Origin of the sequence: Brevundimonas vesicularis NBRC 12165 (assembly GCF_001592205.1) — a bacterium.
In the GTDB taxonomy this organism is placed as follows: domain Bacteria; phylum Pseudomonadota; class Alphaproteobacteria; order Caulobacterales; family Caulobacteraceae; genus Brevundimonas; species Brevundimonas vesicularis.
In genome coordinates this window covers 35,139-60,003 of sequence record NZ_BCWM01000018.1, presented here as the reverse complement: position 1 = coordinate 60,003, position 24,865 = coordinate 35,139, and the positions used below count along the sequence as shown (strand labels likewise).

Sequence of the window (24,865 nt, the reverse complement as noted above, 5' to 3'; positions counted from 1 at the left end):
TCGCCATGCGCAAGCTCATCGTCCCCGCCATCGCCCTGGCCGCCGCCTCGGTCGCCGCGCCGTCCTTCGCTCAATCCTATCACCACCGCCCGGCCCCGCCCCATCACGCCAGTTATGGCTCGTGGCAGTCGATCAACGCCCGTCAGGCCAACCTGGACCGCCGCATCGACCAGGGCTACCGCAATGGCCAGCTAAGCCGCCGCGAGGCCGTCCGTCTGCGCAGCGAGTTCGACAGCCTGCTGCGCCTGGAAGCCAACTATCGCCGCGGCGGCCTGACCGCCTGGGAACGCCAGGACCTGGACCGTCGCTTCGACCGCCTCTCGGCCCAGATCCGCTACGAACGCCGCGATCACGACAACCGTCGCGGCTGAGCCTTAAGTAAAAAATGAGAGGCGCGGTCGAAAGGCCGCGCCTTTCTTCTGTCCCAGCCTCAGTTGTCGATCCTCAGACCGACGACATCACAAGGCGAAGATGGCGACCCCGGCAGGACTCCAACCTGCGACCTCGGCTTTAGGAAAGCCTTGCTCTATGCAGCTGAGCTACGGGGCCACGCCCGACGCCGTAGCGGGTCGAGGGGGCGGGGGGAAGTCGGGGCGGCGAAAAAGTGAGGCGGCGGGTCGGCAAATGGCGGCTCGGGCGTTTGTGGTTAAGGGGTCTTAACCTACAAGATATCGCGGTGAACAAAGGACGAAACGGGCGATGTCAGCGATTCGGTCCTGATTCGTTTCGCCCTTGTTCCGCAAGAACGGAACGGCCGTTAACCGACGGGCGGAACGTGAGCGGTCAGGGCGCGCAGGCCCTCCAGAAGGCGCTCGGAATCGGCGCTGGTCTGGCCCTGGGCGGCCAGGGTCAGGCGAAGCGCGCGGACGTGGACCTCGATCGACGGCCAGGACCAGCTGCCGGCGCTCTTCATCCGGTCGGCGATCTCGCACAGGCTGAAGGCGGCCTCGAAGAAGGTCGGGACGTCCAGATAGCCGGCCATGTCGACCATGGCGGAGGCGAAGGCGTAGACCTGGGCCGGGGCATCCTGCGGGCGGGTCGCGCACAGGGCCTCGATGGCGTCGACGTTGGCCGTCAGCAGGGTGAAGACATGGTCGCGCTGTTCATCCAGCGCCTGGTTGGCGCGGGACTCGGCCTCGATGATCAAACGGCCGCCGGGCCGCGCCATCTGACGTTGGAGCGAGGTGTGGACGCGGCGGACGGTGGAGGGTTTGGGCGCGGCGACAGGTTCGGTCACAGGCTGACCTTCATCGGCTTCATCAGCATGTCGATCTCGTCCTGATCCATGTTTTCCTCGACCGCCTCGCCCAAATCGCCGGTCAAGTCGCTTTCGCGACGACCATCGGTGCCGGGAGGCGGTCCGTAGTTGTGCACCCGGCGGTCGGGGCCGATGTAGTGTTCGGACTCGACGAAATCGCGGTCCTCGCCGCCCAGCCAGATGATCCGTTTCAGCAGCAGAGACGGCGACAGGGGCTTGGCGACGATGAAGCTGGCCCCGCAATCGCGGCCCTGGTGGACCTTGGCCTGGGAGGCGTGACCCAAGATCATGATGACGGGCACATAACGGGTCGGGGTGGGGGCGTCGCGCCGCAGCCAGCGCACGAAGTCATACCCGTCCATGTCCGGCATGATGCAGTCGATCAGGATCAGATCGACCGAGCGGCGCGCCAGCAGTTCGACGGCCGCCTGGGCCGAGGCGCATTTGATCTGCTCCTTGCAGCCGAAGCCCTGGACGATGGAACCCAGCATATCCAGCGACGTGGGCTGGTCGTCGATCAGAAGGACCGTCGTGTGCGCCAGATTGACCCGATCGCTCTTGGACATGGCGTCAGAACAGCATGAGGTCGCCGGCGTCGGCGTTCGATTGCGGGCGATGCTCGCCGGCGGCGAGACGAAGGCGGCCGGCCATGTCGGCCAGCGACAGGCGGCTGACGGCCTCAGACGGGCTGGCGCCGCCGCCCAGCATGCGCAGGACGCCGGACAGAGCCTCGAGGCGCTGGGTCAGGGCGTCCAGGGCCTGGGCCTGGGTCAGGGCGTTGGGACGTTCCTCGGGCGGGGCGCGGCGGACCAGATCACTGACCAGGGCCTCGATCCCGTCGATGCCTTCGCGCACCAGCATCAGCTCGTCGGCGACGGCGGCCAGCAGATCGGCGTGTTCGGGAGGGGCGCTCATGCTCAGAACAGTTCCAGGGCGCCGGTATCGACCGGGGCCATGACGGGCACGGGTCTGGGGGCGACGACGTCGGTGACGGCGCGTTGAAGGGCGCGGCCGGTGACGGGCCAGTAGTGCAGGCGCCGTCCGCCGTCGCCGCGCAGACTGCCGCCCACAACGGGAATGCCTTCGTCGCGCAGAAATTTCTCGGCGAAGTCGGCGTTGCTGCGCCCGACGTCGCGCAGGCTGTCGAACATGCGGCCGCCGCCGAACAGCTTGGCCTCCAGCCGGTCGCGACGGGCGCCGGCCTTGAGCATGTCGTTGATCAGCAGCTCCATCGCATAGGCGCCGTAACGACGCCCCGCATCGGTGCCCGCGCCCGAGCCTTCGGGCAGCAGGAAGTGGTTCATGCCGCCGACGCCCGCCAGCGGATCGCGTACGCACATGGCGACGCAGGACCCCAGGATGGTGCTGAGCACGACATTGGGATCGGACGTGATGAAGTGCTCGCCCTGACCGACGTGAACGCGCTTTTCGACCGTGTCCTTCAGGGCGGCGAAACTCATGTCAGAGGACCGAAAACGGCTTCCAGCTTGCCCTTCAGCTGGGCGACGGTGAAAGGCTTGACCAAGTAGTTGTTGACCCCGAACTGCACCGCACGTTGGACCAACTCGCGGTCGGCGCGGCCCGTCAGCATGATGAAGGCGGTCTTGGAGGTGGGGGGATGGGCGCGCACGGCGCGCAGCAGGCCCAGACCGTCCAGGTTCGGCATATTGTAGTCGGAGATGATCAGGTGCGCGGGCTTGGACACGATCTCGCGCAGGGCGATCTCGCCGTCGGCGGCCTCGCGGATCTCGCGCACGCCAAGCTGTTGCAAGCTGGTGCGGACAAGCGAGCGCATCGTCATCTGATCATCGACGACCAGGCAGTGAAGTGAGGCGGCGGCGGGCATAGGTTACGCTCCCGATTAGGCGACTGACCGCGCAGCCGGATCGGCGCACAGTTCGAGAATGGCGGGGGACAGGCGGTGCAACGGCAACTGCCGCTCCACGGCGCCGATTTCATGGGCGGCCTTGGGCATGCCGTAGACGACGCAAGTCGCCTCGTCCTGGCCCAGCGTGCGGCCGCCGGCCTGGCGAATCGTCAGCAGGCCCTTGGCGCCGTCACGGCCCATGCCGGTCAGGATGACGCCGGTCATCGGACGCTTCAGCCGGGCGACCGAGTCGAACATCACATCGACCGACGGGCGGTGGCCGTTGACGGGATCGCTGGCGATCAGGCGGCAACGGGGCGTCAGGCCGCCGGACACCTCAAGATGGGTTGCGCCGCCGGGGGCCAGATAGATGTGGCCCGGCTTCAGCGGGGCGCCGTCCACCGCCTCGGTCACGGTCGGGGCGCAGACACGGTCCAGGCGGGCGGCGAAGCTGGCGGTGAAGGTCGCCGGCATATGCTGGGTGATGACGGTCGCCGGGCAATTCAGCGGGAAGCCGCTGAGCACCGTCAGCAGGGCCTCGACCCCGCCGGTGGACGAACCGATGGCGAGAATCTGATTGGGATCGGCGTGATAGGCGCGCGGCGCCTCGGCGGCGGCGGGCGTGTCGCCGCGGGCGCGGACGCGCGAACGGGCGGCGGTCTTCACCTTGCCGATCAGGTCGTGGAAGGCGTCGACGCTGGCGACCGCCGGTTTGGCCACCGCGTCCACCGCGCCGATTTCCAGCGCGGCCAGGGTCACGTCCGTACCCGCCGCCGTCAGGGTCGAGACCATGACCACCGGCATCGGCCGCAGCCGCATGATCTTTTCCAGGAACTCCAGCCCGTTCATATTGGGCATCTCGACGTCCAGGGTGAGGACATCGGGATTCAGGGCCTTGATCGCGGCGCGCGCTTCGATGGGATCGGCCGCTGTGCCGACGACCTCGATCTCAGGGTCCGACTTCAGGGCGGCCGAGATCAGCCCGCGCATGGTTAGGCTGTCGTCGACGACGAGGACGCGGACGCGGCTCATGCAGACCCCAGGCGATAGGTCGTCAGGCCGGCGGTCTGGAGCTGGCTGGTCGCCGGCCCGGAGACGCGTTCGGAGTGACCGATGTAGAGGGTCGCGCCGGGGTTCATCAGCGGAGTGAACCGCTTCCACACCCGCTCCTGGGTCGCGTCGTCGAAGTAGATGACGACGTTGCGGCAGAAGATGACGTCGAACTTGCCCTTCATCGGCCAGTCGCCGATCAGGTTCAGCTCCTTGAAGCTGACCAGACGCTTCAGCTGCGCGCCCGCGACCCACTGGCCGCGATCGGCGCGGTCGAAATATTTGCGCCACAGGGTGACGGGCGCGGGCTCCAGCGCCTCTTCGGAATAGACGCCGTCATGGCCTTGGGCGACCATGTTGGGATCGATGTCGGTGGCCAGGATTCGCACATCCAACTCGGCCGCTTCGGGCAGGGCCTGAAGCACGGTCAGGGCCATCGAATAGGGCTCCTGCCCGTTCGAGCAGGCAGCCGACCACAGACGGACCCGGCCGCCGGCGCGGGCGCGCGCCGCCAGTTCGGGCATGACCCGGTCGCGCAGGTCGTCGAAATGGTGCGGCTCGCGATAGAAGCGGGTGACGTTGGTGGTCAGGGCCGCCGTCATCTTCTGACGCTCGTCCACGCCGTCCACGCCCTCGACCAGGGCGCAGTAGTCGCGGAAGCTGGTCAGACCCAGGGTGCGTAACCGCTTGGCCAGGCGCGAATACACCAGCGCGGCCTTGCCCTCGTTCAGGGCGATGCCCGCGTGGGCGTGCAGCATCTGGGCGATGTGGCGGAAATCCTCGGCGGTGAAGACGAACTCGCCCTCGACGATGGATCCCCGGCCGGCGGCGGCGGTCATGCGGCTTCGGCCTCGACTTGCGGCAGGATGTAATCCAGTTCGATCAGGCTGATCATGCGGCCGTCGATCGAGAAGATGCCCTTTACGAAGGTCTTGACCTGATCGCTGGCGACGTCGGGCGTCGGCTGGACCGAGGCCTCGCTCATCTGTAGGATGTCGGACACGGCGTCGACCAGCAGACCGACCATGCGGCCGCCGATGTGGGCCACCATGATGACGTGGCGCGCCGTCGGTTCCGAGGTCGTCAGGCCGAAGCGCGCGCCCAGATCGATGATCGGCAGGACCGTGCCGCGCAGGTTGATGACGCCCTTCATATAGCCCGGCGAGCGGGGCAGAGGCGTCGCCGGCGTCCAGCCGCGGATTTCACGCACCGACATGATGTCGACGCAGAATTCCTGACTGCCGATGCGGAAGGCGATCAATTCACGCTGGAGATCTTTGGCTTCGGTCATGGTTCAGCTCGCGAGCTTGAAATCGGGACGGACGGATTTGCGGCGCATGTCGGTGACTAGCACATCGACATCCAGGATCAGGGCCACGCGCCCGTCGCCCAGGATGGTGGCGGCGGCGACGCCCTCGACCTGCTGATAGTTGGTTTCCAAGCTCTTGATGACCACCTGGCGCTGGCCCTGGATGGCGTCGAACAGAAGGGCCGCCTGCTGGCCGCCTTCGGTTTCGACGACCACGGCGACGCCTTCGGTCGGGTTCATCGGTTGTTCGCGGAAGCCCATGATCAGGGCCACGTCGATCAGCGGCAGGAAGCGATCGCGGAAGCGGATGACGGGATCAACGCCGCCGACGAAATGCAAGTCGACGGCCTGCGGGGTCAGGCTCTCGACGATGGCCGGCAGCGGCGCGATCAGCGTCTGTTCAGCGGCGGTGACGACCATGCCGTCCAGCACCGCCAGCGTCAGCGGCAGGCTGAGGGTGAAGGTCGAGCCCTTGCCCGGAACCGAGCTGATGGAGATGCGACCGCCCAAGGCCTGGATCGACCGTTTGACCACGTCCATGCCCACGCCCCGGCCCGAGATGTCGGACACGACGGCGGCGGTAGAGAAGCCAGGCGCAAAGATCAGATTGTCGATCTGTTCATCGGTCAGGGGGGCGTCGGCCGCGATCAGACCCTTGTCGACGGCGATCTTCTTGACGCGTTCGCGATTGATGCCGCGGCCGTCGTCGGAGATTTCAATGACGATCCGGCCCGAGCGGTGAAGGGCGGCAAGGCGCACCGTACCTTCGGCCGGCTTGCCGGCGGCGACGCGCTCCTCTGGCGTTTCCAGCCCGTGGTCGATGGCGTTCCGCAGCATGTGCGTGATGGGTTCGGCCAAGCGTTCGACGACTGTCTTGTCGACCTCGGTGTCCTCGCCAGCCGTGACCAGACGGACCTGTTTGGACACCATGTCGGCGACTTCACGGACCAGGCGCGGCATGCGCTGGAACACCGACTTCACCGGCTGGGCGCGGATGGCCATCACGCTATCCTGGATCTCGCGGGTCAGCAGTTCCAAGTCTTCGAGGCCGAGCGCGATGCCCGAGGAGCGGGCCAGGCCGCTTTCCAGCACACGTTGCGACAGCATGGCCTGCTGGATGACCAGTTCGCCGACGACGTTGATCAGGCGATCCACGCGATCCAGATCGACACGGATCGTCACCGGCGCGGGCGCGACAGGGGCGGAAGCCGGCGCGGGGGTCGCCGCCACGGGTGAGGCGACAGAGGCGGCCACCGGCTCTACGGCAGGTGCAGCCGCGATCGGGGCCGGCACGGGCTCGAGCTCCAAGGGGGCGAACGGCACGACATCGGCCGGCGGTTCGGCGGCGGCGCCGGAGGCCTTGGCCAACAGGGCGGCGATATCCAGGTCGTCACTGGCGGGCAGGACGGCGGCCGGTTCGTCGTCGAACGCGCCGAAATCAGTTGCGCCGCCGGCGCCCAGGGGCGTGATGGTCAGGTCGCAGTCGCTTTCGACGAAGTCGAAGACCTCGCGCACGGCCGCCTCATCGACGGCGACGGCCAGATCGACCGTCCAGGTCAGGCAGCCGTCCTCGATCGACAGCGCGTCCAGCGTCGGCGTTTCGCTGTCGTCCACGAGGACCGTGACCGGGCCGAGGCGGCCCAGTTCGCGCAGCAGCAGGCTGGTCTCGTTGGCGTTGACGTACATCCGGCCCATCGGCTTGAACACGATGCGCCAGCCGACCGACGGCGCGTCGGCGCTCAGGTCGGCGATGGGCAGGGGCGCAGGCTCGTCCAGCGCCATGTCGAAGGCCATGGGAGTGAAGCCGAAGTCGTCTTCGTCTTCCTCGACCTCGACCGGCGCCTCGCCGCCGTGGGTCAGGACCTGCATTTCGGCGACCAGGGCGGCGGACCGCGCCTCGTCAACCGGCGGGATCAGACCTTGGGCGGCCTGAATGTGATCGGCCAGTACGTCGGAGGCGCGCAGCAGGGTCTTGATGGTGATCGCGTCGCACGGTTTACGGCCTGCGCGTAGTTCGTCCATCAGGGTCTCGAAGACGTGGGCGAACCGGACCAGGGCCTCCAGGCCGAAGGCCCCTGCCCCGCCCTTGACCGAATGGACGGCGCGGAAGACGGCGTTGATCGTCTCCAGGTCGGTCTGACCCTGTTCAAGCAGCATCAACTTGGCTTCCAGGTCCGCGAGCAGCTCGTCGCACTCCTGGAAGAAGGTGGCTTTGATGGCTTCGAAGGCGTCCATTAGGTCGAGGTCCGGCGGGCTTCAGCGATCAGAGTCGGGCGATCAGGCGGCGACGCGGCGGACGGCGTCCACCAGCTTTGCGGGGTCGAACGGCTTGACGATCCAGCCGGTGGCGCCGGCGGCGCGGGCGCGCGCCTTCTTCTCGACGTCGCTCTCGGTCGTCAGCACCAGCACCGGGGTCGTGCGGTGGTTCGGATCGGCGCGGACGCCCTCGATGACGCCGAAGCCGTCCATGCGCGGCATGTTGATGTCGGTGATGATGACGTCGGCGCCCTTGGACGCCAGCGTCTCCAGACCGTCGACGCCGTCCACGGCCTGGATCACGGTATAGCCTGCGTCTTCCAACGCCATCAGCAGCATGTCGCGCATTGTGCGTGAATCGTCGATCGTCAGAACGGTCTTGGTCATGCCAACGCCCCCTCGGTGTTGAAGTCCGGCGCGCCATAGGCCGCCCATTGTTCCGTCCAATATTGGGACACAGACCCTAAACTTAGGTTGACGCCGTCGGCCGCCCACGTCTTTCGCGCCGACAGCAGGATTTGAAGGCACAGGCCGCCCAGGCGCTGAACCGCAGAGGCGTCCAGGACCACCGGATGACCGCGCAGGGCCAGCAGTTCGGCCTTCAGAGGCTCGGCCGCATTCAGGTCCAACACGTCGGAGAGAATCAGGGTTTCGGTCATCAGAACTCCTCCCAACCGTCTTCGGCGGCGGTGACTTGAGGCCTGGGCGCGGCGCCGCCACGGCCGATGGTCTTCAGGGCGGCGACCATGTGACTGGAGCGAGCCGCGGGCTTGGCGACGGGCGCAGGCGTGCGAACCGGCGCGGGCGCAGCGGCGCGCAACGGCGAAGACCCGACGCGGAACTGAGCGACCGAGGCTTGCAGGCTCTCCGCCTCCTGGGCCAGCGAATGGCTGGCGGCGGTGGACTGCTCGACCATGGCCGCGTTCTGCTGAGTGACCTGGTCCATCTGGTTCACGGCGGTGTTGACCTGGGCCAGACCGACGGCCTGTTCCTGGGCCGAGGCGGCGATTTCGGTGACCAGGCTGTCGATCTCGGCGACGCGGTCCACGATCCGTTGCAGCGCCTCGCCGGTCTCGCCGACCAGTTTGACGCCCGAGCCGACCTGACCCGTCGAGGCCGAGATCAGGGTCTTGATCTCCTTGGCGGCTTCGGCCGAACGCTGGGCCAGGGCGCGAACTTCGGAGGCGACGACGGCGAAGCCGCGACCGGCCTCGCCGGCGCGCGCGGCCTCGACGCCCGCATTCAGGGCCAGAAGGTTGGTCTGGAAGGCGATCTCGTCGATGACGCCGATGATCTGATTGATCTGGGTGGACGAGCTTTCGATGGCGGTCATGGCCTGAACGGCGTCGCGCACGATCACGCCGCTCTTCTCGGCGTCGCCGCGCGCGGCCTGGACCACGTCGGAGGCTTGGCGGGCGCCCGAGGCGGTCTTGTTCACCGTCGCGGTGATTTCATCCAGGGCGGCGGCGGTTTCCTCCAGCGAGGCGGCCTGCTGTTCGGTGCGGCGCGACAGATCGTCGGCGGCCTGCGAGATTTCGCCGGCGCCCGAGCGAATGCCCGAGACATTGTTGACCACGACCGAGACGGCCTGCTGCAGCTGGGAGATCGCGGCGTTGAAATCCGTCTTCAGCTGCGCGGCCTTGGCGCTGAACTCGATGTCGATCCGGTAGGTCAGATCCCCGTTCGCCATGGCCGAAAGACCTTCGCCCAAGGCGCCGATGGCCTGGGCGTCCTCGGCGGCTTCGCGCGCCTTGTCGGCCTCGCGTTCAGCGCGTTCCTGCTCGGACATCGAGCGCTGCGCCAAAGCGTCCCGTTCGACGCGGACCTTTTCGATCGCGGCGTCGCGGAAGGCCACGATGGCCTGACCCATCTTGCCGAACTCATCCTTGCGCTCGGCGCTGGCGACCTTGATGTCGGTGTCGCCGGCCATCAGTTTTTGCATATAGCCGATCATCGTGAAGATCGGGCGCACGATGGACCGCGTCGCCACGAAGCCCGCGATAAGGGCGATCACCAGCGCCGAGATCAAACCCACGATCGTGGCGATTAGCGCTGTGCGGCTGGCGGCGTCCTGAGCCTCGGTCGAGGCCTTGCGCGCCACATCGTTGGCGGTCTTGATCTGGTCGATCGTGTCTTCGACAGGCGAGATGTAGTTGTCGGCCGTTCCGTTGCGCCCGACCATCTGCACGGCCTGGGCTGCCTGACCATCGCGCACCATCGCCGAGCCGGTTTCGACGACATTCTTGTACCAGGTCGCATTGGCCTCGACCGCCTTGTCCACCAATGCGGTGCGATCGGCCGGCAGTTCGCCGCGCAACTCGTCCATGGCCGCCAGGAACTTGGCGCGGTGCGCGTCGACGCGTTCGATATAGTAGGGATCCTGAGACAGGAGGTAACCGCGGAAGGCGTTCTCCTGGCGGGCCATGTAGAACTCGGCCGTCGCCGTGGTGCGGTTGGCTTGGTTTTCCACCGTGCGGACGTCGCCGGCCTTCTCCAGCTGAAGCAGGCTGGCGATGACGACGGCGCCCATGACGGCGATCGCCGCCAGGACGAGGCCAAAGGCCGCGAACAGCTTGCGGCCGACGGGCATATTTTCAATCAACTTCAACTCAGCATCCCCCGGTGGATCGGTAACTCAGAACGAATAGGTTGCGGCGGCGACGAGGCGACCCTCATAGGGTTCGCCAGCGCTGTGGCGGTCGGTGTCGTACCAGCGCAGATCGACGGCCAAGGCGTCGGTCAGCTTCTGTTTGGCGCCGACGTTCCAGGCGTTGTAATCGACACCGCCGTCCGCCATGCGGTTGGCGACGGCAGCCGAAATCTTTGTCTTGGCGGCGACGGAGACCGTGCCTTGAAGCTCCAGCCACCAGGCCTCTTTCGTCGCCGCGAAGCCGTCGGGCGAATAGTTGACGCGCAGGCGCGTCGCTACGGGGCCCAGCTTGCGTGAAGCGTCCGCCTGATATTCCCAGTAGTTTTTGTCTACGCCGGCGCGCGACCCTGGCAGGTCGCGGTTCATGACCCCCAGATCGAAGGTGACACCGCCCGCCTTGGGTCGCCAACCGACCATGCTGACGATTTCCATGTCGTAGCCTTGAGATCCGGCGGCGTCAGAGACGAAGACGCTGGCGTAGCCTTCTCCGAAGCTGGCTTCCGCCTTGGCGAAAGGCGCAACGTCCTGATTGCTCTTGCCCAGCCCTTTGCCGACATACTGGCTAGCGACACCGACATCGAGGCCGAACGATTGGGCCTGGGAGGTGATCGGTGCTGCGAGGCCTACTGCCGCTGCAACAAAGAAGGCTGACGAACGAAACATGAGGACCCCTGAAGCTTCTGCATTCTGAAGCCCAAGGATGAGGCGATGATTAATATTAAATCTGAACCGGACCGTATGTAGGATTGCGTAGGTAATGCGACGCTTGTGGCGCGCAGCGGCGCAGACGCGCTAAGCGCGATGCGCACGGTTCTGAATGAGCGGATTTCTCGATGATACGTATGTTCACGTATAGAGAAAGCGCCTATATGAAAATTGTCAGAAAAGTGTCGGCATCATCCATCCCCAAGTAGAGCACGTCATTTCCTATGAATTCACGTCGTCGTGCCATAAATTCCTCCGTGACTACCTAACACCATTAGATGATCTTCCGATCAAAGACATGGTGGAGTGGGGTCTTGATCGCGTGTCTGACGGTGATTGCCGCGACGGTTGTTCGCGGCGGGCTCGAACCGTTCGGAAATTTCTATTACCTCCCCCTCGTGCCGGCGGTGATCATTACGGCGCTGTTGGCGCGGAGGGGCGCGGTCGTGCTGGCGATCCTGTTGGCCATCGGGGCCAACCTGTGGCTGGTGCATCGCGAAAGCGTGCTGGATGCGGCGACCAACGCCGCGCTTTTCGCGGTCATCGCCTGGGTCATCGCCGAGGTCTGTCGTCGGCTGATCGACTCGTTGGAACAGGCCCGCGCCCTGACGCGCGATCTGGCGCTGCGCGAGATGCTGCTCGACACCATCGTGGCCACGACGCCGATCGTGACCCTGGACCGTGAAGGACGCACGCGCCGCGTGACCCCGGCCGCCGCCGATCTGCTGCGTGTGGATCGAGAGGCGGCGATGGCGCAGCCTTTCGGATCGTTGCTGCCCGGCTTCGACGACGCGGCCCTGGCGAAGGCTCGCCAGGGCGGCGAGGTGCTGAGCCCATCCTCCGGCCCCTGGACGAGCGGGACTTTAGACACGCCCGGGCCGCCGCTGACGCTTCACGCCAACGTCCTGCCCTATGACATCGCTCCCGAACACATCGTTCTGACGCTGGGCGATCAAAGCCAGGCCGAGACGATCCGCAAGGGCGAGCGCGACCTGAACGACAAGCTCAGCAGCGTCTGGCGTTTGAACTCGATGGGCGAAATGGCCGCAACCCTGGCCCACGAACTGAACCAGGCGCTGACCGCCGCCACCGTTTATCTACACGCCGGCCAGGCCGAACTGACCCGGCTGGGGACGGTGGCGGAGGGGCCGGCCAAGACCATCGACCTGGCCAAGACCCAGTTGCTGCGCGCGGGCGACATCATCCGGCGCATGCGCGAACAGGTCGCGACAGGTTCGCGGTCCTTCACCGAAGAGCGCGCCTCGCTGATCGTCCTCGACCTGGCGCCGGTCTTCGCCCTGACGGGACAGGACACCGACACGACGATCGCTCTGGATGTGGAAGAAGACGACGATCAGGTTCTGGCCGACCGCATCCAGATTCAGCAGGCGCTGGCCAATCTGGTGCGCAACGCCGTGGACGCCGTCATCGGACGCGAGGGCGCACGCGTGACGGTGACCGGCCGGACGCTGGGCGCGGACGGCTATGAAATCGCGGTGTGCGACAATGGCGACGGCATCCCCGAAGACAGAATCGACAGCATCTTTCACCCGATGGCGACGACCAAGGCCGGCGGCATGGGTCTGGGGCTGTCGGTCACGCGTTCAATCGTCGAGAGCCATGGCGCGACCTTGGTCGTCAGCCGGAATTCTCAGGGTGGAGCGACCTTTTCGTTTCGTCTGCCGCGTCCAACGGAGTCCGAAATCTGATGAGCCCGCACTCCGTTTTCATCATCGATGACGACCCCGCCATGCGCGACGCCCTGGTGCTGATGCTGCGCGGGGCCGGGTATCGGGCGCGCAGTTTCGTCAGCGCCGACGACTTCCTGACCAATCTGCCCGAAGACCGCAGCGCCTGCGTCATCACCGATGTGCGGATGCCGGGGCTTCAGGGTTCTGAGCTGGTCGGGCGTCTCAAAAGCCTGCGCGGCGACACCTGGCCGGTGATCGTCATCACGGGTCATGGGGAGGTGACGCTGGCGGTTCAGTTGATGAAGGCAGGCGTCGTGGATTTCGTCGAAAAGCCTTTCGATCCGCAGCGAATGCTGGACGCGGTTTCCAGCTGTCTGGCCTCCCTGACAAGTCTGGAGGCCGAGCGGATCGCGCGCGAGGACGCCAAGGCCCGCCTGGACACCCTGACCCCGCGCGAGCGGCAGGTATTCGACGCCCTGATCGACGGCTGTTCCAACAAGGAGATCGCCCAAAGGCTGGAGATCAGCCCGCGCACGGTGGAAATCTTTCGCGCCAAGGTGATGACGAAAATGCAGGCCGCGAACCTGTCCACCCTGGTCCGGATCGGAATGCGCGCCGGCGACGCTTGAGCCCGAAGAGATTCGTCGCCACCTTAGTCGCGACATGAGCGACCGGTCCGCAGGCCTCGCCCCGTCCCGCGTGACTGCGGTTCTGGGGCCCACCAACACCGGCAAGACCCATCTGGCGGTCGAGCGGATGCTGGGTCATGCCTCGGGCATGATCGGCCTGCCGCTGCGGCTGCTGGCGCGCGAAATCTATGAGCGGATCGTCAAGCTGCGCGGGGCCGCCGCCGTCGCCCTGATCACGGGCGAGGAGAAGATCGTCCCGTCGCGCCCGCACTATTTCGTCTGCACGGTCGAGGCCATGCCGCTGGAGCGGTCCGTCGAGTTCCTGGCCATCGACGAGATCCAGCTGGTCGCCGACCCAGAGCGCGGCCACGTCTTCACCCAGCGGCTGCTGCACGCGCGCGGCCGGTTCGAAACCATGTTCCTGGGCGCTGGTACGATGGCGCCGCTGATCCGCCGTCTGGTCCCGGATGTGGAGATCGTGACGCGCGACCGGCTGTCCACCCTGTCCTATGCCGGGTCAAAGAAGCTGACCCGCCTGCCCCGGCGCAGCGCCATCGTCGCCTTCTCCACCGACCGGGTTTACGCCATCGCCGAACTGATCCGGCGCCAGAGGGGCGGGGCGGCGGTGGTGATGGGCAGCCTGTCTCCTCGCACCCGCAACGCCCAGGTGGCCCTGTATCAGTCGGGCGAGGTCGATTTCCTGGTCGCCACCGACGCCATCGGCATGGGGCTGAACATGGATGTGGACCATGTCGCCTTCGCGGGCCTGAGAAAGTTCGACGGGCGGCGCACCCGTTGGCTTTACGCCCATGAAATCGGCCAGATCGCCGGGCGGGCCGGCCGGCATCTGCGCGACGGCACCTTCGGCGTCACGGCCGAGGCCGAGGATCTGGACCCCGATCTGGTCGAACAGGTGGTCGAGCATCGGTTCGATCCGATCGAGGCGGCGGAGTGGCGTAACGCCCGGCTGGATTTCGACACCCTGCCCGATCTGCTGCGCTCGCTGACCGTGACGCCCCAGCGATCGGGGCTGAGCCTGACGGCGGAGGCGCTGGATGAGACACTGCTGCGTCGCCTGATCAAGGACGAGGAGATCGCGCGCGTGGGGCGCTCGCGCGGGGCGGTCATGCGCCTGTGGGAGGCGTGCCAGTTGCCGGACTTCCAGAAGACAACGCTGGATGAACACGCCCGGCTGGCCAAGGACGTCTTCCACGCCCTGACCGGCAAGCGGGGCCGGCTGACCGACGACTGGATGGCGCCGCGCTTCGCCTTCGTGGATCGCGACGACGGTCAGATCGACCAGCTGTCGGCGCGGCTGTCGGCGGTGCGCACCCTGTCCTACATCGCCAACCGGCCGGACTGGGTTCACGACGCGCAAGGCTGGCGCGACAAGACCCGCGCGCTGGAGGACCGGCTGTCCGACGTGCTGCACGAACGGCTGACCGCCCGGTTCGTGGATCGCCGCACCACCGCTTTGATGCGGGCGCTGAACGTGCGCGAAGACACGTTTGCAGGCGTCGCCGATGACGGCGAGGTCACGGTCGAAGGCCAAGTCGTCGGCCAGCTGGAGGGCGTGCGCTTTCAGATGGAGAAGGGCTCTTCGGCCCTGGAAGACCGCACCCTGCGCCAGGCCGCCGTGCGTGCGGTGACGCCCGAGATCAATCGACGGCTTGGGCGCCTGGCGGCCGAGACCGACGACGGCTTTTCGGTCACGCCGGACGGGGCGGTGCTGTGGCGCGGCGTGCTGACGGCGCAGATCAATGCAACGCCGCAGGGGGTCGATCCCTTTACGCCCTCCGTGCGCCTGCTGGGCGACTTGGGACCGACGCCCGCCCGCGAGCGCGGCCAGCGCCGGATCGAGGCGTGGCTGGCGGCGGAAGCGGGCCGTGCGCTGCGCGATCTGCGACGGCTGCGTCAGGCGGTCGAGAGCGGCGCGCTGAAAGGTCTGCCGAGGGGCATCGCCTTTCGCCTGATCGAGGCCGGCGGCGTAATCGACCGGCGCGAGGTCGAGCGCGATCTGGCTGCGCTGAGCCAGATCGAGCGCCGTACGCTGCGCAGTTTCGCCATCCGCATCGGGGCGCATTCGGTGTGGCTGCCCGGCCTGCAGAAGCCGCGCGCCCGCCATTTCGCCCAAGCCTTCGTCGCCGCGCCGTTGATCCCGGCGACGCCCGATCTGATCCCCGCGCCCGTGGAGCCGCCGTCGGCGCGGCTGTTGTCCGCGCACGGATTGCGATCGGCGGGACGGTGGCTGGCGCCGGTCGAGACGCTGGAGAAGATGGCCGAGCTGCGGGCCGCCAACCATGGCCGGCTGTCCGAGGAGGCCCTGACCGATCTGGGCTGGCGCGCCGATCAGGCCAAACAGATCATCGCCGCCCTGAAGGTCGAACGCGCCCGCCTGCCCGACAAGCCGGGCGCCGCGCCGAAGATCGTCAAGGATTCGCCCTTCGCGGCGCTGGCCGCCCTGACCGAAGCGCCGCCTGCGCGACCCAAGCGTCGTCGGCCGCGTCGAAAGGCGAAGGCTTGAACGAGAACGCCTGTCGCATCGACATCTGGCTGTGGCGCGCGCGGTTCGTGAAGACGCGCAGCCTGGCGGCCGGTCTGGTGGAGCGGGGCGCGGTGCGGCTGACGCATCAGGGGCGCGAGACGCGGCTCGACAAGGCCAGCCGGTGCGTTCACGTCGGCGACCTGCTGACCTTTGCCCAGAACGGACGCGTCACCAGCCTGAAGGTCGAAGGGCTGGGCGAAAGGCGCGGGCCTGCCGAAGAGGCCCGCGCCCTGTACTCGCTTACGGTCTAAACGGCCTCAAGTCGCGCGTAGCGCGGTAGGCCCTACTTCTGAATTACGAACTCGCCTTCGATGTGCAGCTTCACCTCGTCGGAGACGGCCGGCAAGGCGTAGTTGATGCCGAAGTCCGAGCGTTTGATGGTCGCCTCGCCGTCGAAGCCGGCCTTGTAGGCGCCCATGACGGTTCCGGCGCCGTTGAACTCGACCTCGATGGTGACGGGCTTGGTCACGCCCTTCAGGGTCAGATCGCCGACCACGGTCGCCTCGTTGGCGTCATCGGCGTCGACGGTGACCGAGCGCGAGACGAAGGTCGCCGTCGGATATTGGGCGGTGTCGAAGAAGTCGGCGGTTTGCAGGTGGGCCTTCAGACGGTCGTCGTTGGGCGCCACGTCGGTCAGTGGGATCGTCGCAGTCAGGGTCGAAGCCGACGGGTTGGCCGGGTCCAGCTTCAGCACCGCCTTCACGTTCACGAACTGGCCCGTATAGGTCGAAAGGCCGAAGTGATTGACCGACCAGGTGATTTTGCCGTGGCCGGAATCGAGATCGTAGTTCCCGGCGCTGACTTCGGCGGGGTTCTTGGTCAGAACGGCCTGAGCCACGACCGCGCCGCCTGCGACCAGGCTGAGGGCGGCGGCGCCGGCGACGGCGTATTTCATGAAGGGGGTGCGCATGGGGAGTTCCTGTCGATGGGGCGGATATGCAATCAATACAGTTGCGATTAGGCGCCGTTCTGTCAAGGCGCTGCGAATGGCTCTCGCCTTAAGCCGCGCTGTTGACAGTTGGTTGCGTGGCCGCCATGTCGCAGGCCTCCCGCCCACAGACCGACACCCGTTTTTCGCCCAATGACCTACATCGTCACCGACGCCTGCGTGAAATGTAAGTTCATGGACTGCGTCGAGGTGTGTCCGGTGGACTGCTTCTACGAGGGTGAGAACTTCCTGGTGATCGCGCCGGACGAATGCATCGACTGCGGCGTGTGCGAACCGGAATGCCCGGTCGACGCCATCGTGCCGGACACCGAGGACGAGCCGGACGGCAAATGGCTTCAGGTCAACGCCGAGTACGCCAAGGTCTGGCCCAACATCACCGTCAAGGGCACGCCCCCCGCCGACCGCGAGCAGTACGAGCGCGAAACCGGCAAATACGAGAAATACTTTAGCCCCAAGCCGGGCAAGGGTTCCTGATTCAAGGACTGGCGGCGCTCAAGCCTTGCCGTATTTGCACGTCCGCCCTGTGGACGTTTTGAAATTCCGCAGATTTGTGATAGGTTCTGTTTCATTGGATCGGGCGGTCCGCGAAATCTTCGCGCCGCCCGTGTTTGCGACAGAATCCCGCCCTAGACGGGATCGGCCAGAGGTTTGGTGATCCGTTTCCGCTTTTGACGCCCAACATCATCCCCTCTGACGGAGCGATCCGGCGGATGAGATCCTGTTTGCGTTTCCTGCGCCTTCGTTTCGCCCGGCCCTGACCGGGAAAGGACGATTATGACGAGCAAGACTGGTCTGGAGTTCAAGGTTGGCGACGCGGTCGTCTATCCGGCGCACGGCGTCGGCAAGGTGGCGGCGATCGAGACCCAGGAAGTCGCGGGCATGTCGCTGGAGGTCTATGTCGTGACCTTCGACCACGAGAAGATGACCCTGCGCGTCCCGACCAAGAAGGCCGTCACGGCCGGTCTGCGTTCGCTGGCCGCCGACGACGTCGTGACGAAGGCCCTGACCACCCTGAAGGGCCGCGCGCGCATCAAGCGCACCATGTGGTCGCGTCGCGCCCAGGAATACGAAGCCAAGATCAACTCGGGCGACCTGATTTCCATCGCCGAAGTGGTCCGCGATCTGCACCGCGCCGACACCCAGCCGGAACAGTCCTATTCGGAGCGCCAGCTCTATGAATCGGCCCTGGACCGCATGGCGCGCGAAGTCGCCGCCGCCAACAAGATCGACAAGGACGCCGCCGTCGAGCTGCTCGCCAAGTCGCTCAGCGCCAAAAAGCCGATCCCGACCGCCGAAGCCGCCTAAGCTTCGAGTCTCGGACTAAAGAAAAGGCCCCGGAGCGATCCGAGGCCTTTTTTGATGCGTCGCCGAGCCGGGGTCAGAAGTATTCGGCGTTGGCCGGGCACTGGGCGCTGATGCGGCGCGCCGTGATGCTGGCGGGGATATAGGGCGTGCCGCGCACGATCTGGGCGCCGCCACGGAAGCTGAAGCTGGTTTCCGTGTAGGTCCCGTTCAGGCGAACGGCGATGCGACGGCCCTTGCGGTCCTGGCAGGTTCCCTCGAAGCGGGCATTGCCGTTGCCGACCACGCGGGTCGGATAGGTGCAGCGCCACTTGTTGGTCGACAGGCCGCCGAAGAATCGATTGATCTCGCTGGGCCGCACGCATTTCTGCTCGGTGTCGCGCTGGCCCACCGCGCTGGTCGTGTATTCCCAGTAGCCGGGCAGGACTTCGGACTGAGCCGCAGTCTGGGCCGGGGCGATGGCGGGCGAGGCCAGCATGAAGCCGCCGGCCATCACCGGGGCCAGGACGGCGAGCGCGCGCTTGGGCAGGCGATCGATCAAGGACGGACGGGACATGGAAGCCTTCTGTTCTGCTTGGGTCTCTTTTGAGGTCGTCATCATATGGGCCATACAGGGCGGCATTTGAATGACGGCTGAACGAGGCGCGGGGACGATGCGTCCAGACTCGGCTTGACGCCGAACCGCCTCTTCCCTTATACGGCCCCCTCTCGCGCGGGCTGGTTCCCGCGCGCAACTGTTTCATGCGTCTTCTCCCACGCTCGGGCTGGACGCCGCACCTTAAGGATCTGACGATGTCGCGTCGTTGCGAACTCACCGGTATCGGCCCCATGGTCGGCCACAACGTGAGCCACTCGAACATCAAGACCAAGCGCCGCTTCCTGCCGTCGCTGAAGACGGTCAAGGTCACGTCGGAAGCCCTGGGCCAGACGTTCAGCCTGCGCATCTCGAACGCCGCGCTGCGCACCCTGGACTACAAGGGCGGCCTGGACGTCTTCATCGTCAAGGCCCGCGACGAGCAGCTGTCGATCGCCGCTCAGCGCATCAAGCGCCAGATTCGCGCCAAGCTGGCCGAACAAGCCGCCGCCTGATCGGCGACCGCGACATAGAGTTCTGGAAGAGGCCGGTGGAAACACCGGCCTTTTTCTTTGCGCCATTGCCCGCTCACGCTAGCCTGTCGCCTCAGAGAGGGACGGCTTCATGCGCATCAAGATTTTGCTTTTGGCCGCAGCCAGCGCCCTGACGCTGTCGGCCTGCGCCACCGTCGCCCAGCCGGCGCCGACGCCGCGCGAATCGACCGCCTTCACCTTGGCCACCGATCAGCCGCTGACGCCGGAACAGCAGGCGATGCAGTTCGACAAGGCCGATTTGTCGATCAAGGTCCTGCCCGACGACAAGGCCATCGACGCGGTCGCCGTGCTGGACTTCACCGCCAAGGCGCCCCTGACCGCTCTGGTCGTCGAACTGGACACCCTGCTGACCATTTCCTCGGTCCAAATCGACGGGGTCGAGGTCGCTGTCGATCGCTGGTGCAACCCCGAAGGCCGGCTGACGGTGCAGCTGCCCAAGATCCTGGCCACGGGCCGGTCGGCAGCTCTGCGCGTCGCCTACGCCGGCCAGCCGCGCGTTGCGTCCCGTGCGCCGTGGGATGGCGGCTTCGTCTGGTCCACCGCGCCGTCGGGCGAGCCATGGATCGCCACAGCGGTTCAGGGCGAGGGCTGCGACATCTTCTGGCCCTGCATCGACAGTCCGCACGGCGAACCGGGTCGGGTCGATCTGCACATCACCGTCCCGTCGGCCCTATCGGCGCCGTCCAATGGCCGCTTCCTGGGCAAGGTCGATCACGGCGACGGCTGGACCACCTGGAACTGGTCGGCGAAATCGCCCAACACCTACGCCATCGCGCTGAACGTCGGGCCCTACGAAGAGGTGTCGGGCGAATACGCCAGCCGGTTCGGCAACACGATCCCGATGCGCTACTGGCATCTGAAATCGGACACGCCCGAACAGGTCCAGGGCCTGTTCGCCCAGTTCCCTAGGATGCTGGACTTCTTCGAAGCCACCGTCGGCCCCTTCCCCTTCGGCGACGAGAAAATGGGCGTGGTCGAGACCCCGCACCTGGGCATGGAGCACCAGACGATCAATGCCTACGGCAACGGCTACAAGATCGACGGGCGGGGCTATGACTGGCTGTTGCAGCACGAGTTCGCCCACGAATGGTTCGGCAACCAGCTGACCAATCAGAACGCCGACGACATGTGGCTGCACGAGGGGTTGGGGTCATACATGCAGCCGCTCTATGCCCGCTGGCTGCTGGGCGACCGCTATATGCAGCGCGAACTGGCCAACCAGCGCGAGGCTTTGATCAACAAATATCCTGTCGTTTCAGGCACGCCCAAGACCGAAGACGAGGTCTACAAAGGCGACGTTGGGCCGGGCAATGACATCTATTCCAAGGGTTCGCTGATCAGCCATTCGCTGCGAATGTTGATCGGCGACGCCGCCTTCCACGACGCGGTCACCCGCTTGGTCTATGGCCGACCCGGCCCCCGGCCGGGCAATTTCGCGCCGTTGTACCGATCCACTGGCGACTTCCTCGCGATCATCAACGACGTCACGGGCCAGGACTATGGCTGGTTCTTCCGCGGCTATCTCTACAACGCCGCCCTGCCGATGCTGATGCAGACCCGCGACGGCGATGTGCTGAAGCTGGAGTGGACGACGGGCGACGGCGGCGTCTTCCCCATGCCGCTGGAGGTCGAGATCGACGGGCGCGTTCAAACCGTGGCCATGACCGGCGGGCGGGGCCAGATCCCGGTTCCGGCCGGCGCCCATGTGCTGATCGATCCGCAGAACAAGGTGCTGCGCCAGATGGACGTGATCGACGAGCTTCAGGCCCACAAGGCGGCGCAGAAGCCGAAGTAGCGGCCGGTCAGGCCTCGGCCACCGTCACCGACTGGCGCACCATCTGACAGCGCTCCTGCGTCGTCAGGAAGGCGATGTCCGCCGCATCGCGCCCGCAGGCGATCCGCACCAGACCTTCGACCGGCGCCAGGCCTGTCGGATCGACCAGCCACCAGCCGTTATCCAGCCAGACTTCGAAGATGGCGTGGAAGTCGGGCGGGCTGAGTTGGTGGGCGAAAGCGCTGACCGCCCGCGCAGGAATGCCCGACGCCCGACACAGCGTCATGCCCAGATGGGTGAAGTCGCGGCACACGCCGGCCCGGTCGATGAAGGTGCGCGCCGCCGTGGTTTCGGTGTCCGACACGCCGTGCTCGTAATCGACGTTCTCGGTGATCCAGTTCAGGATCGCCAGCACCCGAGCGCCGCCCGCCGTATCGCCGAACTCGCGCGTCACGAAGCGGCCGAACTGGTCCGACGGGCAATAGCGGCTGGGCTGGAGATAGGGCAGGACCTCGGCGGGCAGCTCGCCCCAGTCATGCTGGGATACGCTGGGCGGCAGGCCCTTCAGCACGCCGTTCTCGACCACCGCCTCATAGGTCAGCTTGACCTCGCCCTCGACATGGCAACGCAGGGTGCGGGCGCCGAAGTCGACGTCCTCGTCTTCGTGAAAATCGACCGGCGGGTCGAAGGTCAGGGTTTCTTCCAGAATGTCCTGGCCCGGCCAGTGCGCGACCTGGATCTTGTAGATGGCGTCCGTCGGCGGATCGAAACGATAGACGAGTTCGGCGCGGACGCGCAGTTTCATGAAAATCTGCCGATCAAAGGGAGATGAGAAGGTTGCTGGTGAACGCCACGCGGTCTGGGCCGTTCCGTGGTGGTCCGCGCCTTCTGGCCTGTGCAAATCGACAAGACAAGACAGTGTGTTAATCTGAGCCCCATGATCGCTTCCCCTGCCCTTCTCGCTCTTCGGGAAGCCACCGCCTCAGCCCACGAAACCCTGGAAGTCCAGGCCCAGATCGAGCCGCGTCTGTCGGACCCCGCCACGCGGGGGGCGACCGTGGCGGCCTTTTACCGCTTCCATGCCGGACTGGAGCCGCTCAGCCATCCGCTTGTGGCACGGTTGAACGCCGAACTGGGCGCCAGCTTCGAACCGCGATCACGCGCGAACGGGATCGCCCAGGACCTGACGCTACTGGGCCAGCGCGTTCCTCCGCCGGCGCGTCCGGCTTCGCCCGCCTCGGCCGGCGAAGCCCTGGGCTGGGTCTATGTGGCCGAAGGGTCGATGCTGGGCGGTCGGATCATACGACGCCGGCTCGCCGCCGAGGGTCGCGATCTGGACGGCCTCGGCTTTCTGGATCCCTATGGCGAAGAAACCGGCGCACGCTGGCGCGCCTTTATGGACCTGCTGGACCGGGCCCGCATTAGCGGCCACGTCACGATCGATCAGGTGGTGAAGGGCGGCGTAGACGGCTTCGCCTTCGCCCACCGCACCTTGCAACCCCAGCCGCAGGAGGCCGCGGCATGACCGAGACGCTCGACCTGGCCGACGCCGCGCTGAACGAGTGCGATCGCGAGCCGATCCACATTCCTCAATCGATCCAACCGCACGGCTTCATGCTGGTGCTGGATCTGCAATCCCTGACCATCCGCCAGGGGGCGGGCGCAATAGAGGAGTTGACGGGCCGTAAGGTTTGGATCGACCGCACCGTCGCCGACGTGTTGGGCGATGTCGCCGACCGGGCCGTGCGCGCCATGGCCGCGCATCAGGAGGCCGGCTTCGCCTGTCGCTGGCGCGCGACCAATCGTCTGGAATACGACGTTGTGGTGCATCGTGCGCCGGGGACGACTTCCGGCACGATCAATGATCTGATGATCATCGAGGTCGAGCAGAGCTCGCAGCAGGCCCGGCTCGGCGTCGATCTGATCGCCAACCTGGACGCCGCCGGCGCCGCGCTGGAACGGGCGGTGACGATCCAGACGGTGTGCGAGCGGGCGGCGGACGCCTTCCGTCGCCTGACCGGTTTCGACCGGGTGATGATCTATCGCTTCCAGGACGACGAGGCGGGTCAGGTCGTGGCCGAAAGCCGCGCCGATGGGTCCGGCTCCTTCCTCAACCATCATTTCCCCGCCACAGACATCCCGCAGCAGGCGCGCGCCCTTTATCTGCGCAACCCGGTGCGGGTTATTCCGGACAGCCGCTATACGCCCCAGCCCCTGCGCCCCATTGCGCCCGGCGAGGCGCCGCTGGACATGAGCGACAGCGGCCTGCGCTCGGTGTCCCCAATCCATCTGCAATATCTACGCAACATGGACGTTCGGGCCTCGGCTTCGGTTTCGATCATCGTCGATGACGCCCTGTGGGGGCTGGTGGCCTGCCACAACGCCTCGCCTAAGCTGCTGCCCTATGAGTTGCGCGTGGGCTGCACGGCGCTGGCGCGTAATCTCGCGCGACAACTGAAGTCCAAGACCGACGCCGACCTGTATCGCGAGCGCACGCGCCTGCGTCGGATGGAGGACGAACTGCTTTCGCGGCTGTCGCCAGACCGGCCGATGCGAGAGGCGCTGGGCGAAAAGGCCGACGCCCTGATGCAGCTGACCAGCGCGGACGGTCTGGCCATCGTCAGCGACGGCGATATCCAGACCTTTGGCCATACACCGCCCGAAGACGGCGTACGCGCCATCGCCGCCTGGGCTGCTGGACGGCCGGGCCTGCGCCCCGTCTCGTCGCACAACCTGGCCTCGGTTCTACCCGCCGCCGAGGCTTGGAAGACACACGCCAGCGGTCTGCTGGCGGTCACCCTGCCTCTGGATCAGCCGGTCTCGCTGCTGTGGTTCCGCTCAGAGGTGCTGGAAACGGTGCGTTGGGCCGGCAATCCCGCAACGGCGGAGAAGACTGGCCCCAACGCCATTCTGACGCCCCGCGCCTCGTTCGAGAGCTGGTCGGACACCGTCTCGGGCCGCGCGCACCGCTGGGGCCCCGCCGCCGTGGAATCCGCCGCTCGGCTGAGGGACGCTCTGGCCGACTACGCCGCAGTCCATCAGATTCGACGGCTGAACCGATCGCTGCAGGACCGCCTGTCCGAGCGCGACTTGCGGCTGGAGCAGCAGCAGTATCTGATCCGCGAGGTGAACCACCGGGTTCAGAACAGCCTGACGCTGGTGTCCAGCTTCCTGGGCCTTCAGGCGCGAGAACAGGCGGGCGGCTCGGCCGCGACCGCTCTGAACGAGGCGCGACGTCGCGTGCGCGCCGTCTCTGCGGTCCACAGTCGGCTGTATCTGAGCGATCAGGTTCACGACCATCGACATGAGCCGCTATATCGGCGAGCTGATCGGCGATCTGGGCTCCAGCATGGGGCCCGATTGGGCCGCCGCCATCGAAACCGATCTGGACCCCGTCTGCATCGAGCCGGGGCGCGCCATCACCATCGGCCTGATCCTGACAGAACTGATCATCAACGCTCAGAAGTACGCCTATGGCGGCAAGCCTGGTCCGCTGCGGATCGCCTTCCAGGAAGACGGCGCCTTCTTCCGCATGACGGTGGAGGACGAGGGCGCCGGCGGGCATCTGGCCGGCAAGGGGTTCGGCTCGATGATGATCAAGAGCCTGGTCGGTCAGCTGGACGGGACGATCGACTATCGCGACCGCGCGCCGGGCCTCAGCGTCGTGTTGCGGTCGCGGATCGACCCGCTCGTTTAAGGCGAGGCCTGACGGCGCCTGTGGCGTCAGGTCGCAGGGCGCCGTAAGAGCCGGG

At 66.4% G+C, this 24,865-nt stretch carries 27 protein-coding genes and 1 tRNA gene; 11 read left to right on the top strand and 17 right to left on the bottom strand.

Annotation, left to right across the window (positions count from 1 at the left end):
* Positions 1-5: 5 nt before the first annotated feature.
* The gene (locus BVE01S_RS13915; RefSeq protein ID WP_066628759.1) at positions 6-371 is read left to right on the top strand and encodes a hypothetical protein; all 366 of its coding nucleotides are present in this window, start codon (positions 6-8) and stop codon (positions 369-371) included.
* 101 nt (positions 372-472) lie between these two features.
* Here BVE01S_RS13915 and BVE01S_RS13910 read toward each other — a convergent pair.
* From BVE01S_RS13910 to BVE01S_RS13845, 14 genes are all read right to left on the bottom strand, one after another.
* Positions 473-549, bottom strand: a tRNA-Arg gene (locus tag BVE01S_RS13910).
* A gap of 208 nt (positions 550-757) precedes the next feature.
* Positions 758-1,237, bottom strand: a complete 480-nt coding sequence (locus BVE01S_RS13905) for a hypothetical protein (protein WP_066628755.1) — start codon at positions 1,235-1,237, stop codon at positions 758-760.
* On the bottom strand, positions 1,234-1,824 hold the full coding sequence (locus BVE01S_RS13900; protein WP_066628752.1) for a response regulator: 591 nt from the start codon (positions 1,822-1,824) through the stop codon (positions 1,234-1,236). The genes BVE01S_RS13905 and BVE01S_RS13900 overlap by 4 nt, the downstream gene beginning before the upstream one ends.
* 4 nt (positions 1,825-1,828) lie before the next feature.
* Positions 1,829-2,173 carry a DUF8776 family protein gene (locus BVE01S_RS13895; RefSeq protein WP_066628749.1) on the bottom strand — a complete coding sequence of 115 codons (345 nt, stop codon included), beginning with the start codon at positions 2,171-2,173 and terminating at the stop codon, positions 1,829-1,831.
* A 2-nt stretch (positions 2,174-2,175) separates the two neighbouring features.
* Positions 2,176-2,718, bottom strand: coding sequence for a chemotaxis protein CheD (locus tag BVE01S_RS13890; protein ID WP_066628747.1), 543 nt, complete (start codon positions 2,716-2,718; stop codon positions 2,176-2,178).
* Positions 2,715-3,104, bottom strand: coding sequence for a response regulator (locus BVE01S_RS13885; protein WP_039246211.1), 390 nt, complete (start codon positions 3,102-3,104; stop codon positions 2,715-2,717). The genes BVE01S_RS13890 and BVE01S_RS13885 overlap by 4 nt, the downstream gene beginning before the upstream one ends.
* Positions 3,105-3,119: 15 nt before the next feature.
* Positions 3,120-4,157: a protein-glutamate methylesterase/protein-glutamine glutaminase gene (locus BVE01S_RS13880; protein WP_066628739.1), complete on the bottom strand. Its 1,038-nt coding sequence runs from the start codon at positions 4,155-4,157 to the stop codon at positions 3,120-3,122.
* Positions 4,154-5,014, bottom strand: coding sequence for a CheR family methyltransferase (locus BVE01S_RS13875; RefSeq protein ID WP_066628736.1), 861 nt, complete (start codon positions 5,012-5,014; stop codon positions 4,154-4,156). The genes BVE01S_RS13880 and BVE01S_RS13875 overlap by 4 nt, the downstream gene beginning before the upstream one ends.
* Positions 5,011-5,466: a chemotaxis protein CheW gene (locus tag BVE01S_RS13870; protein WP_039246217.1), complete on the bottom strand. Its 456-nt coding sequence runs from the start codon at positions 5,464-5,466 to the stop codon at positions 5,011-5,013. Before BVE01S_RS13870 ends, BVE01S_RS13875 begins: the two co-directional genes overlap by 4 nt.
* Before the next feature lie 3 nt (positions 5,467-5,469).
* Positions 5,470-7,719, bottom strand: coding sequence for a chemotaxis protein CheA (locus tag BVE01S_RS13865; protein WP_066628733.1), 2,250 nt, complete (start codon positions 7,717-7,719; stop codon positions 5,470-5,472).
* A gap of 42 nt (positions 7,720-7,761) precedes the next feature.
* Positions 7,762-8,127 carry a response regulator gene (locus tag BVE01S_RS13860; protein WP_039246220.1) on the bottom strand — a complete coding sequence of 122 codons (366 nt, stop codon included), beginning with the start codon at positions 8,125-8,127 and terminating at the stop codon, positions 7,762-7,764.
* Positions 8,124-8,399: an STAS domain-containing protein gene (locus BVE01S_RS13855; protein ID WP_039246221.1), complete on the bottom strand. Its 276-nt coding sequence runs from the start codon at positions 8,397-8,399 to the stop codon at positions 8,124-8,126. Before BVE01S_RS13855 ends, BVE01S_RS13860 begins: the two co-directional genes overlap by 4 nt.
* Positions 8,399-10,330, bottom strand: a complete 1,932-nt coding sequence (locus BVE01S_RS13850) for a methyl-accepting chemotaxis protein (protein WP_066628788.1) — start codon at positions 10,328-10,330, stop codon at positions 8,399-8,401. Before BVE01S_RS13850 ends, BVE01S_RS13855 begins: the two co-directional genes overlap by 1 nt.
* A 45-nt stretch (positions 10,331-10,375) precedes the next feature.
* Entirely contained in the window at positions 10,376-11,053 is a 678-nt protein-coding gene (locus BVE01S_RS13845) for a TorF family putative porin (protein ID WP_066628730.1), read from the bottom strand.
* A gap of 356 nt (positions 11,054-11,409) precedes the next feature.
* On the opposite strand from BVE01S_RS13845, the gene BVE01S_RS13840 reads away from it, so the two are divergent.
* The 4 genes from BVE01S_RS13840 to BVE01S_RS13825 are packed head-to-tail and all read left to right on the top strand — an operon-like array spanning position 11,410 to position 16,211.
* Positions 11,410-12,804: a sensor histidine kinase gene (locus BVE01S_RS13840; RefSeq protein WP_244878389.1), complete on the top strand. Its 1,395-nt coding sequence runs from the start codon at positions 11,410-11,412 to the stop codon at positions 12,802-12,804.
* Complete coding sequence (locus tag BVE01S_RS13835; RefSeq protein ID WP_066628728.1) at positions 12,804-13,415, top strand: response regulator transcription factor; 612 nt, start codon at positions 12,804-12,806, stop codon at positions 13,413-13,415. Before BVE01S_RS13840 ends, BVE01S_RS13835 begins: the two co-directional genes overlap by 1 nt.
* A 34-nt stretch (positions 13,416-13,449) precedes the next feature.
* Entirely contained in the window at positions 13,450-15,939 is a 2,490-nt protein-coding gene (locus BVE01S_RS13830; protein WP_066628726.1) for a helicase-related protein, read from the top strand.
* Positions 15,936-16,211 (top strand): RNA-binding S4 domain-containing protein, encoded by a 276-nt coding sequence (locus BVE01S_RS13825; protein ID WP_066628724.1) that lies wholly within the window; start codon positions 15,936-15,938, stop codon positions 16,209-16,211. Before BVE01S_RS13830 ends, BVE01S_RS13825 begins: the two co-directional genes overlap by 4 nt.
* A 32-nt stretch (positions 16,212-16,243) precedes the next feature.
* Here BVE01S_RS13825 and BVE01S_RS13820 read toward each other — a convergent pair whose 3' ends face one another.
* The gene (locus BVE01S_RS13820) at positions 16,244-16,870 is read right to left on the bottom strand and encodes a YceI family protein (RefSeq protein WP_066628722.1); all 627 of its coding nucleotides are present in this window, start codon (positions 16,868-16,870) and stop codon (positions 16,244-16,246) included.
* A 171-nt stretch (positions 16,871-17,041) separates the two neighbouring features.
* On the opposite strand from BVE01S_RS13820, the gene fdxA reads away from it, so the two are divergent.
* Positions 17,042-17,383: a ferredoxin FdxA gene (gene fdxA / locus BVE01S_RS13815; protein WP_017505910.1), complete on the top strand. Its 342-nt coding sequence runs from the start codon at positions 17,042-17,044 to the stop codon at positions 17,381-17,383.
* Between the two features lie 300 nt (positions 17,384-17,683).
* Complete coding sequence (locus BVE01S_RS13810; RefSeq protein WP_055753908.1) at positions 17,684-18,214, top strand: CarD family transcriptional regulator; 531 nt, start codon at positions 17,684-17,686, stop codon at positions 18,212-18,214.
* 73 nt (positions 18,215-18,287) lie between these two features.
* On the opposite strand, the gene BVE01S_RS13805 is transcribed toward BVE01S_RS13810, so the two are convergent.
* On the bottom strand, positions 18,288-18,767 hold the full coding sequence (locus BVE01S_RS13805) for a DUF3617 domain-containing protein (RefSeq protein WP_038294089.1): 480 nt from the start codon (positions 18,765-18,767) through the stop codon (positions 18,288-18,290).
* A gap of 236 nt (positions 18,768-19,003) precedes the next feature.
* On the opposite strand from BVE01S_RS13805, the gene rpmB reads away from it, so the two are divergent.
* Together rpmB and BVE01S_RS13795 are read left to right on the top strand one after the other, a co-directional pair.
* Positions 19,004-19,300 carry a 50S ribosomal protein L28 gene (gene rpmB, locus BVE01S_RS13800; protein WP_026108540.1) on the top strand — a complete coding sequence of 99 codons (297 nt, stop codon included), beginning with the start codon at positions 19,004-19,006 and terminating at the stop codon, positions 19,298-19,300.
* A 109-nt stretch (positions 19,301-19,409) separates the two neighbouring features.
* The gene (locus tag BVE01S_RS13795; protein ID WP_066628717.1) at positions 19,410-21,134 is read left to right on the top strand and encodes a M1 family metallopeptidase; all 1,725 of its coding nucleotides are present in this window, start codon (positions 19,410-19,412) and stop codon (positions 21,132-21,134) included.
* A gap of 7 nt (positions 21,135-21,141) precedes the next feature.
* Here the strand turns inward: BVE01S_RS13795 and BVE01S_RS13790 are convergent, their stop codons facing one another.
* Positions 21,142-21,918, bottom strand: a complete 777-nt coding sequence (locus tag BVE01S_RS13790; protein WP_066628713.1) for a transglutaminase-like domain-containing protein — start codon at positions 21,916-21,918, stop codon at positions 21,142-21,144.
* 132 nt (positions 21,919-22,050) lie between these two features.
* Here BVE01S_RS13790 and BVE01S_RS13785 point away from each other — a divergent pair, with 132 nt between their 5' ends.
* Together BVE01S_RS13785 and BVE01S_RS13780 are read left to right on the top strand one after the other, a co-directional pair.
* The gene (locus BVE01S_RS13785) at positions 22,051-22,638 is read left to right on the top strand and encodes a biliverdin-producing heme oxygenase (protein ID WP_066628710.1); all 588 of its coding nucleotides are present in this window, start codon (positions 22,051-22,053) and stop codon (positions 22,636-22,638) included.
* Entirely contained in the window at positions 22,635-24,857 is a 2,223-nt protein-coding gene (locus BVE01S_RS13780) for a GAF domain-containing protein (protein ID WP_066628707.1), read from the top strand. The genes BVE01S_RS13785 and BVE01S_RS13780 overlap by 4 nt, the downstream gene beginning before the upstream one ends.
* The last annotated feature ends 8 nt before the right edge of the window (positions 24,858-24,865 follow it).

Bases quoted from the DNA above. Each gene is read 5' to 3' on its own strand.
- BVE01S_RS13915 (WP_066628759.1), top strand. From the start codon at position 6: ATGCGCAAGCTCATCGTCCCCGCCATCGCCCTGGCCGCCGCCTCGGTC.
- BVE01S_RS13900 (WP_066628752.1), bottom strand. From the start codon at position 1,824: ATGTCCAAGAGCGATCGGGTCAATCTGGCGCACACGACGGTCCTTCTG.
- BVE01S_RS13895 (WP_066628749.1), bottom strand. From the start codon at position 2,173: ATGAGCGCCCCTCCCGAACACGCCGATCTGCTGGCCGCCGTCGCCGAC.
- BVE01S_RS13890 (WP_066628747.1), bottom strand. From the start codon at position 2,718: ATGAGTTTCGCCGCCCTGAAGGACACGGTCGAAAAGCGCGTTCACGTC.
- BVE01S_RS13885 (WP_039246211.1), bottom strand. From the start codon at position 3,104: ATGCCCGCCGCCGCCTCACTTCACTGCCTGGTCGTCGATGATCAGATG.
- BVE01S_RS13880 (WP_066628739.1), bottom strand. From the start codon at position 4,157: ATGAGCCGCGTCCGCGTCCTCGTCGTCGACGACAGCCTAACCATGCGC.
- BVE01S_RS13875 (WP_066628736.1), bottom strand. From the start codon at position 5,014: ATGACCGCCGCCGCCGGCCGGGGATCCATCGTCGAGGGCGAGTTCGTC.
- BVE01S_RS13870 (WP_039246217.1), bottom strand. From the start codon at position 5,466: ATGACCGAAGCCAAAGATCTCCAGCGTGAATTGATCGCCTTCCGCATC.
- BVE01S_RS13865 (WP_066628733.1), bottom strand. From the start codon at position 7,719: ATGGACGCCTTCGAAGCCATCAAAGCCACCTTCTTCCAGGAGTGCGAC.
- BVE01S_RS13860 (WP_039246220.1), bottom strand. From the start codon at position 8,127: ATGACCAAGACCGTTCTGACGATCGACGATTCACGCACAATGCGCGAC.
- BVE01S_RS13855 (WP_039246221.1), bottom strand. From the start codon at position 8,399: ATGACCGAAACCCTGATTCTCTCCGACGTGTTGGACCTGAATGCGGCC.
- BVE01S_RS13850 (WP_066628788.1), bottom strand. From the start codon at position 10,330: ATGCCCGTCGGCCGCAAGCTGTTCGCGGCCTTTGGCCTCGTCCTGGCG.
- BVE01S_RS13845 (WP_066628730.1), bottom strand. From the start codon at position 11,053: ATGTTTCGTTCGTCAGCCTTCTTTGTTGCAGCGGCAGTAGGCCTCGCA.
- BVE01S_RS13835 (WP_066628728.1), top strand. From the start codon at position 12,804: ATGAGCCCGCACTCCGTTTTCATCATCGATGACGACCCCGCCATGCGC.
- BVE01S_RS13830 (WP_066628726.1), top strand. From the start codon at position 13,450: ATGAGCGACCGGTCCGCAGGCCTCGCCCCGTCCCGCGTGACTGCGGTT.
- BVE01S_RS13820 (WP_066628722.1), bottom strand. From the start codon at position 16,870: ATGCGCACCCCCTTCATGAAATACGCCGTCGCCGGCGCCGCCGCCCTC.
- fdxA (WP_017505910.1), top strand. From the start codon at position 17,042: ATGACCTACATCGTCACCGACGCCTGCGTGAAATGTAAGTTCATGGAC.
- BVE01S_RS13810 (WP_055753908.1), top strand. From the start codon at position 17,684: ATGACGAGCAAGACTGGTCTGGAGTTCAAGGTTGGCGACGCGGTCGTC.
- BVE01S_RS13805 (WP_038294089.1), bottom strand. From the start codon at position 18,767: ATGTCCCGTCCGTCCTTGATCGATCGCCTGCCCAAGCGCGCGCTCGCC.
- rpmB (WP_026108540.1), top strand. From the start codon at position 19,004: ATGTCGCGTCGTTGCGAACTCACCGGTATCGGCCCCATGGTCGGCCAC.
- BVE01S_RS13795 (WP_066628717.1), top strand. From the start codon at position 19,410: ATGCGCATCAAGATTTTGCTTTTGGCCGCAGCCAGCGCCCTGACGCTG.
- BVE01S_RS13790 (WP_066628713.1), bottom strand. From the start codon at position 21,918: ATGAAACTGCGCGTCCGCGCCGAACTCGTCTATCGTTTCGATCCGCCG.
- BVE01S_RS13785 (WP_066628710.1), top strand. From the start codon at position 22,051: ATGATCGCTTCCCCTGCCCTTCTCGCTCTTCGGGAAGCCACCGCCTCA.
- BVE01S_RS13780 (WP_066628707.1), top strand. From the start codon at position 22,635: ATGACCGAGACGCTCGACCTGGCCGACGCCGCGCTGAACGAGTGCGAT.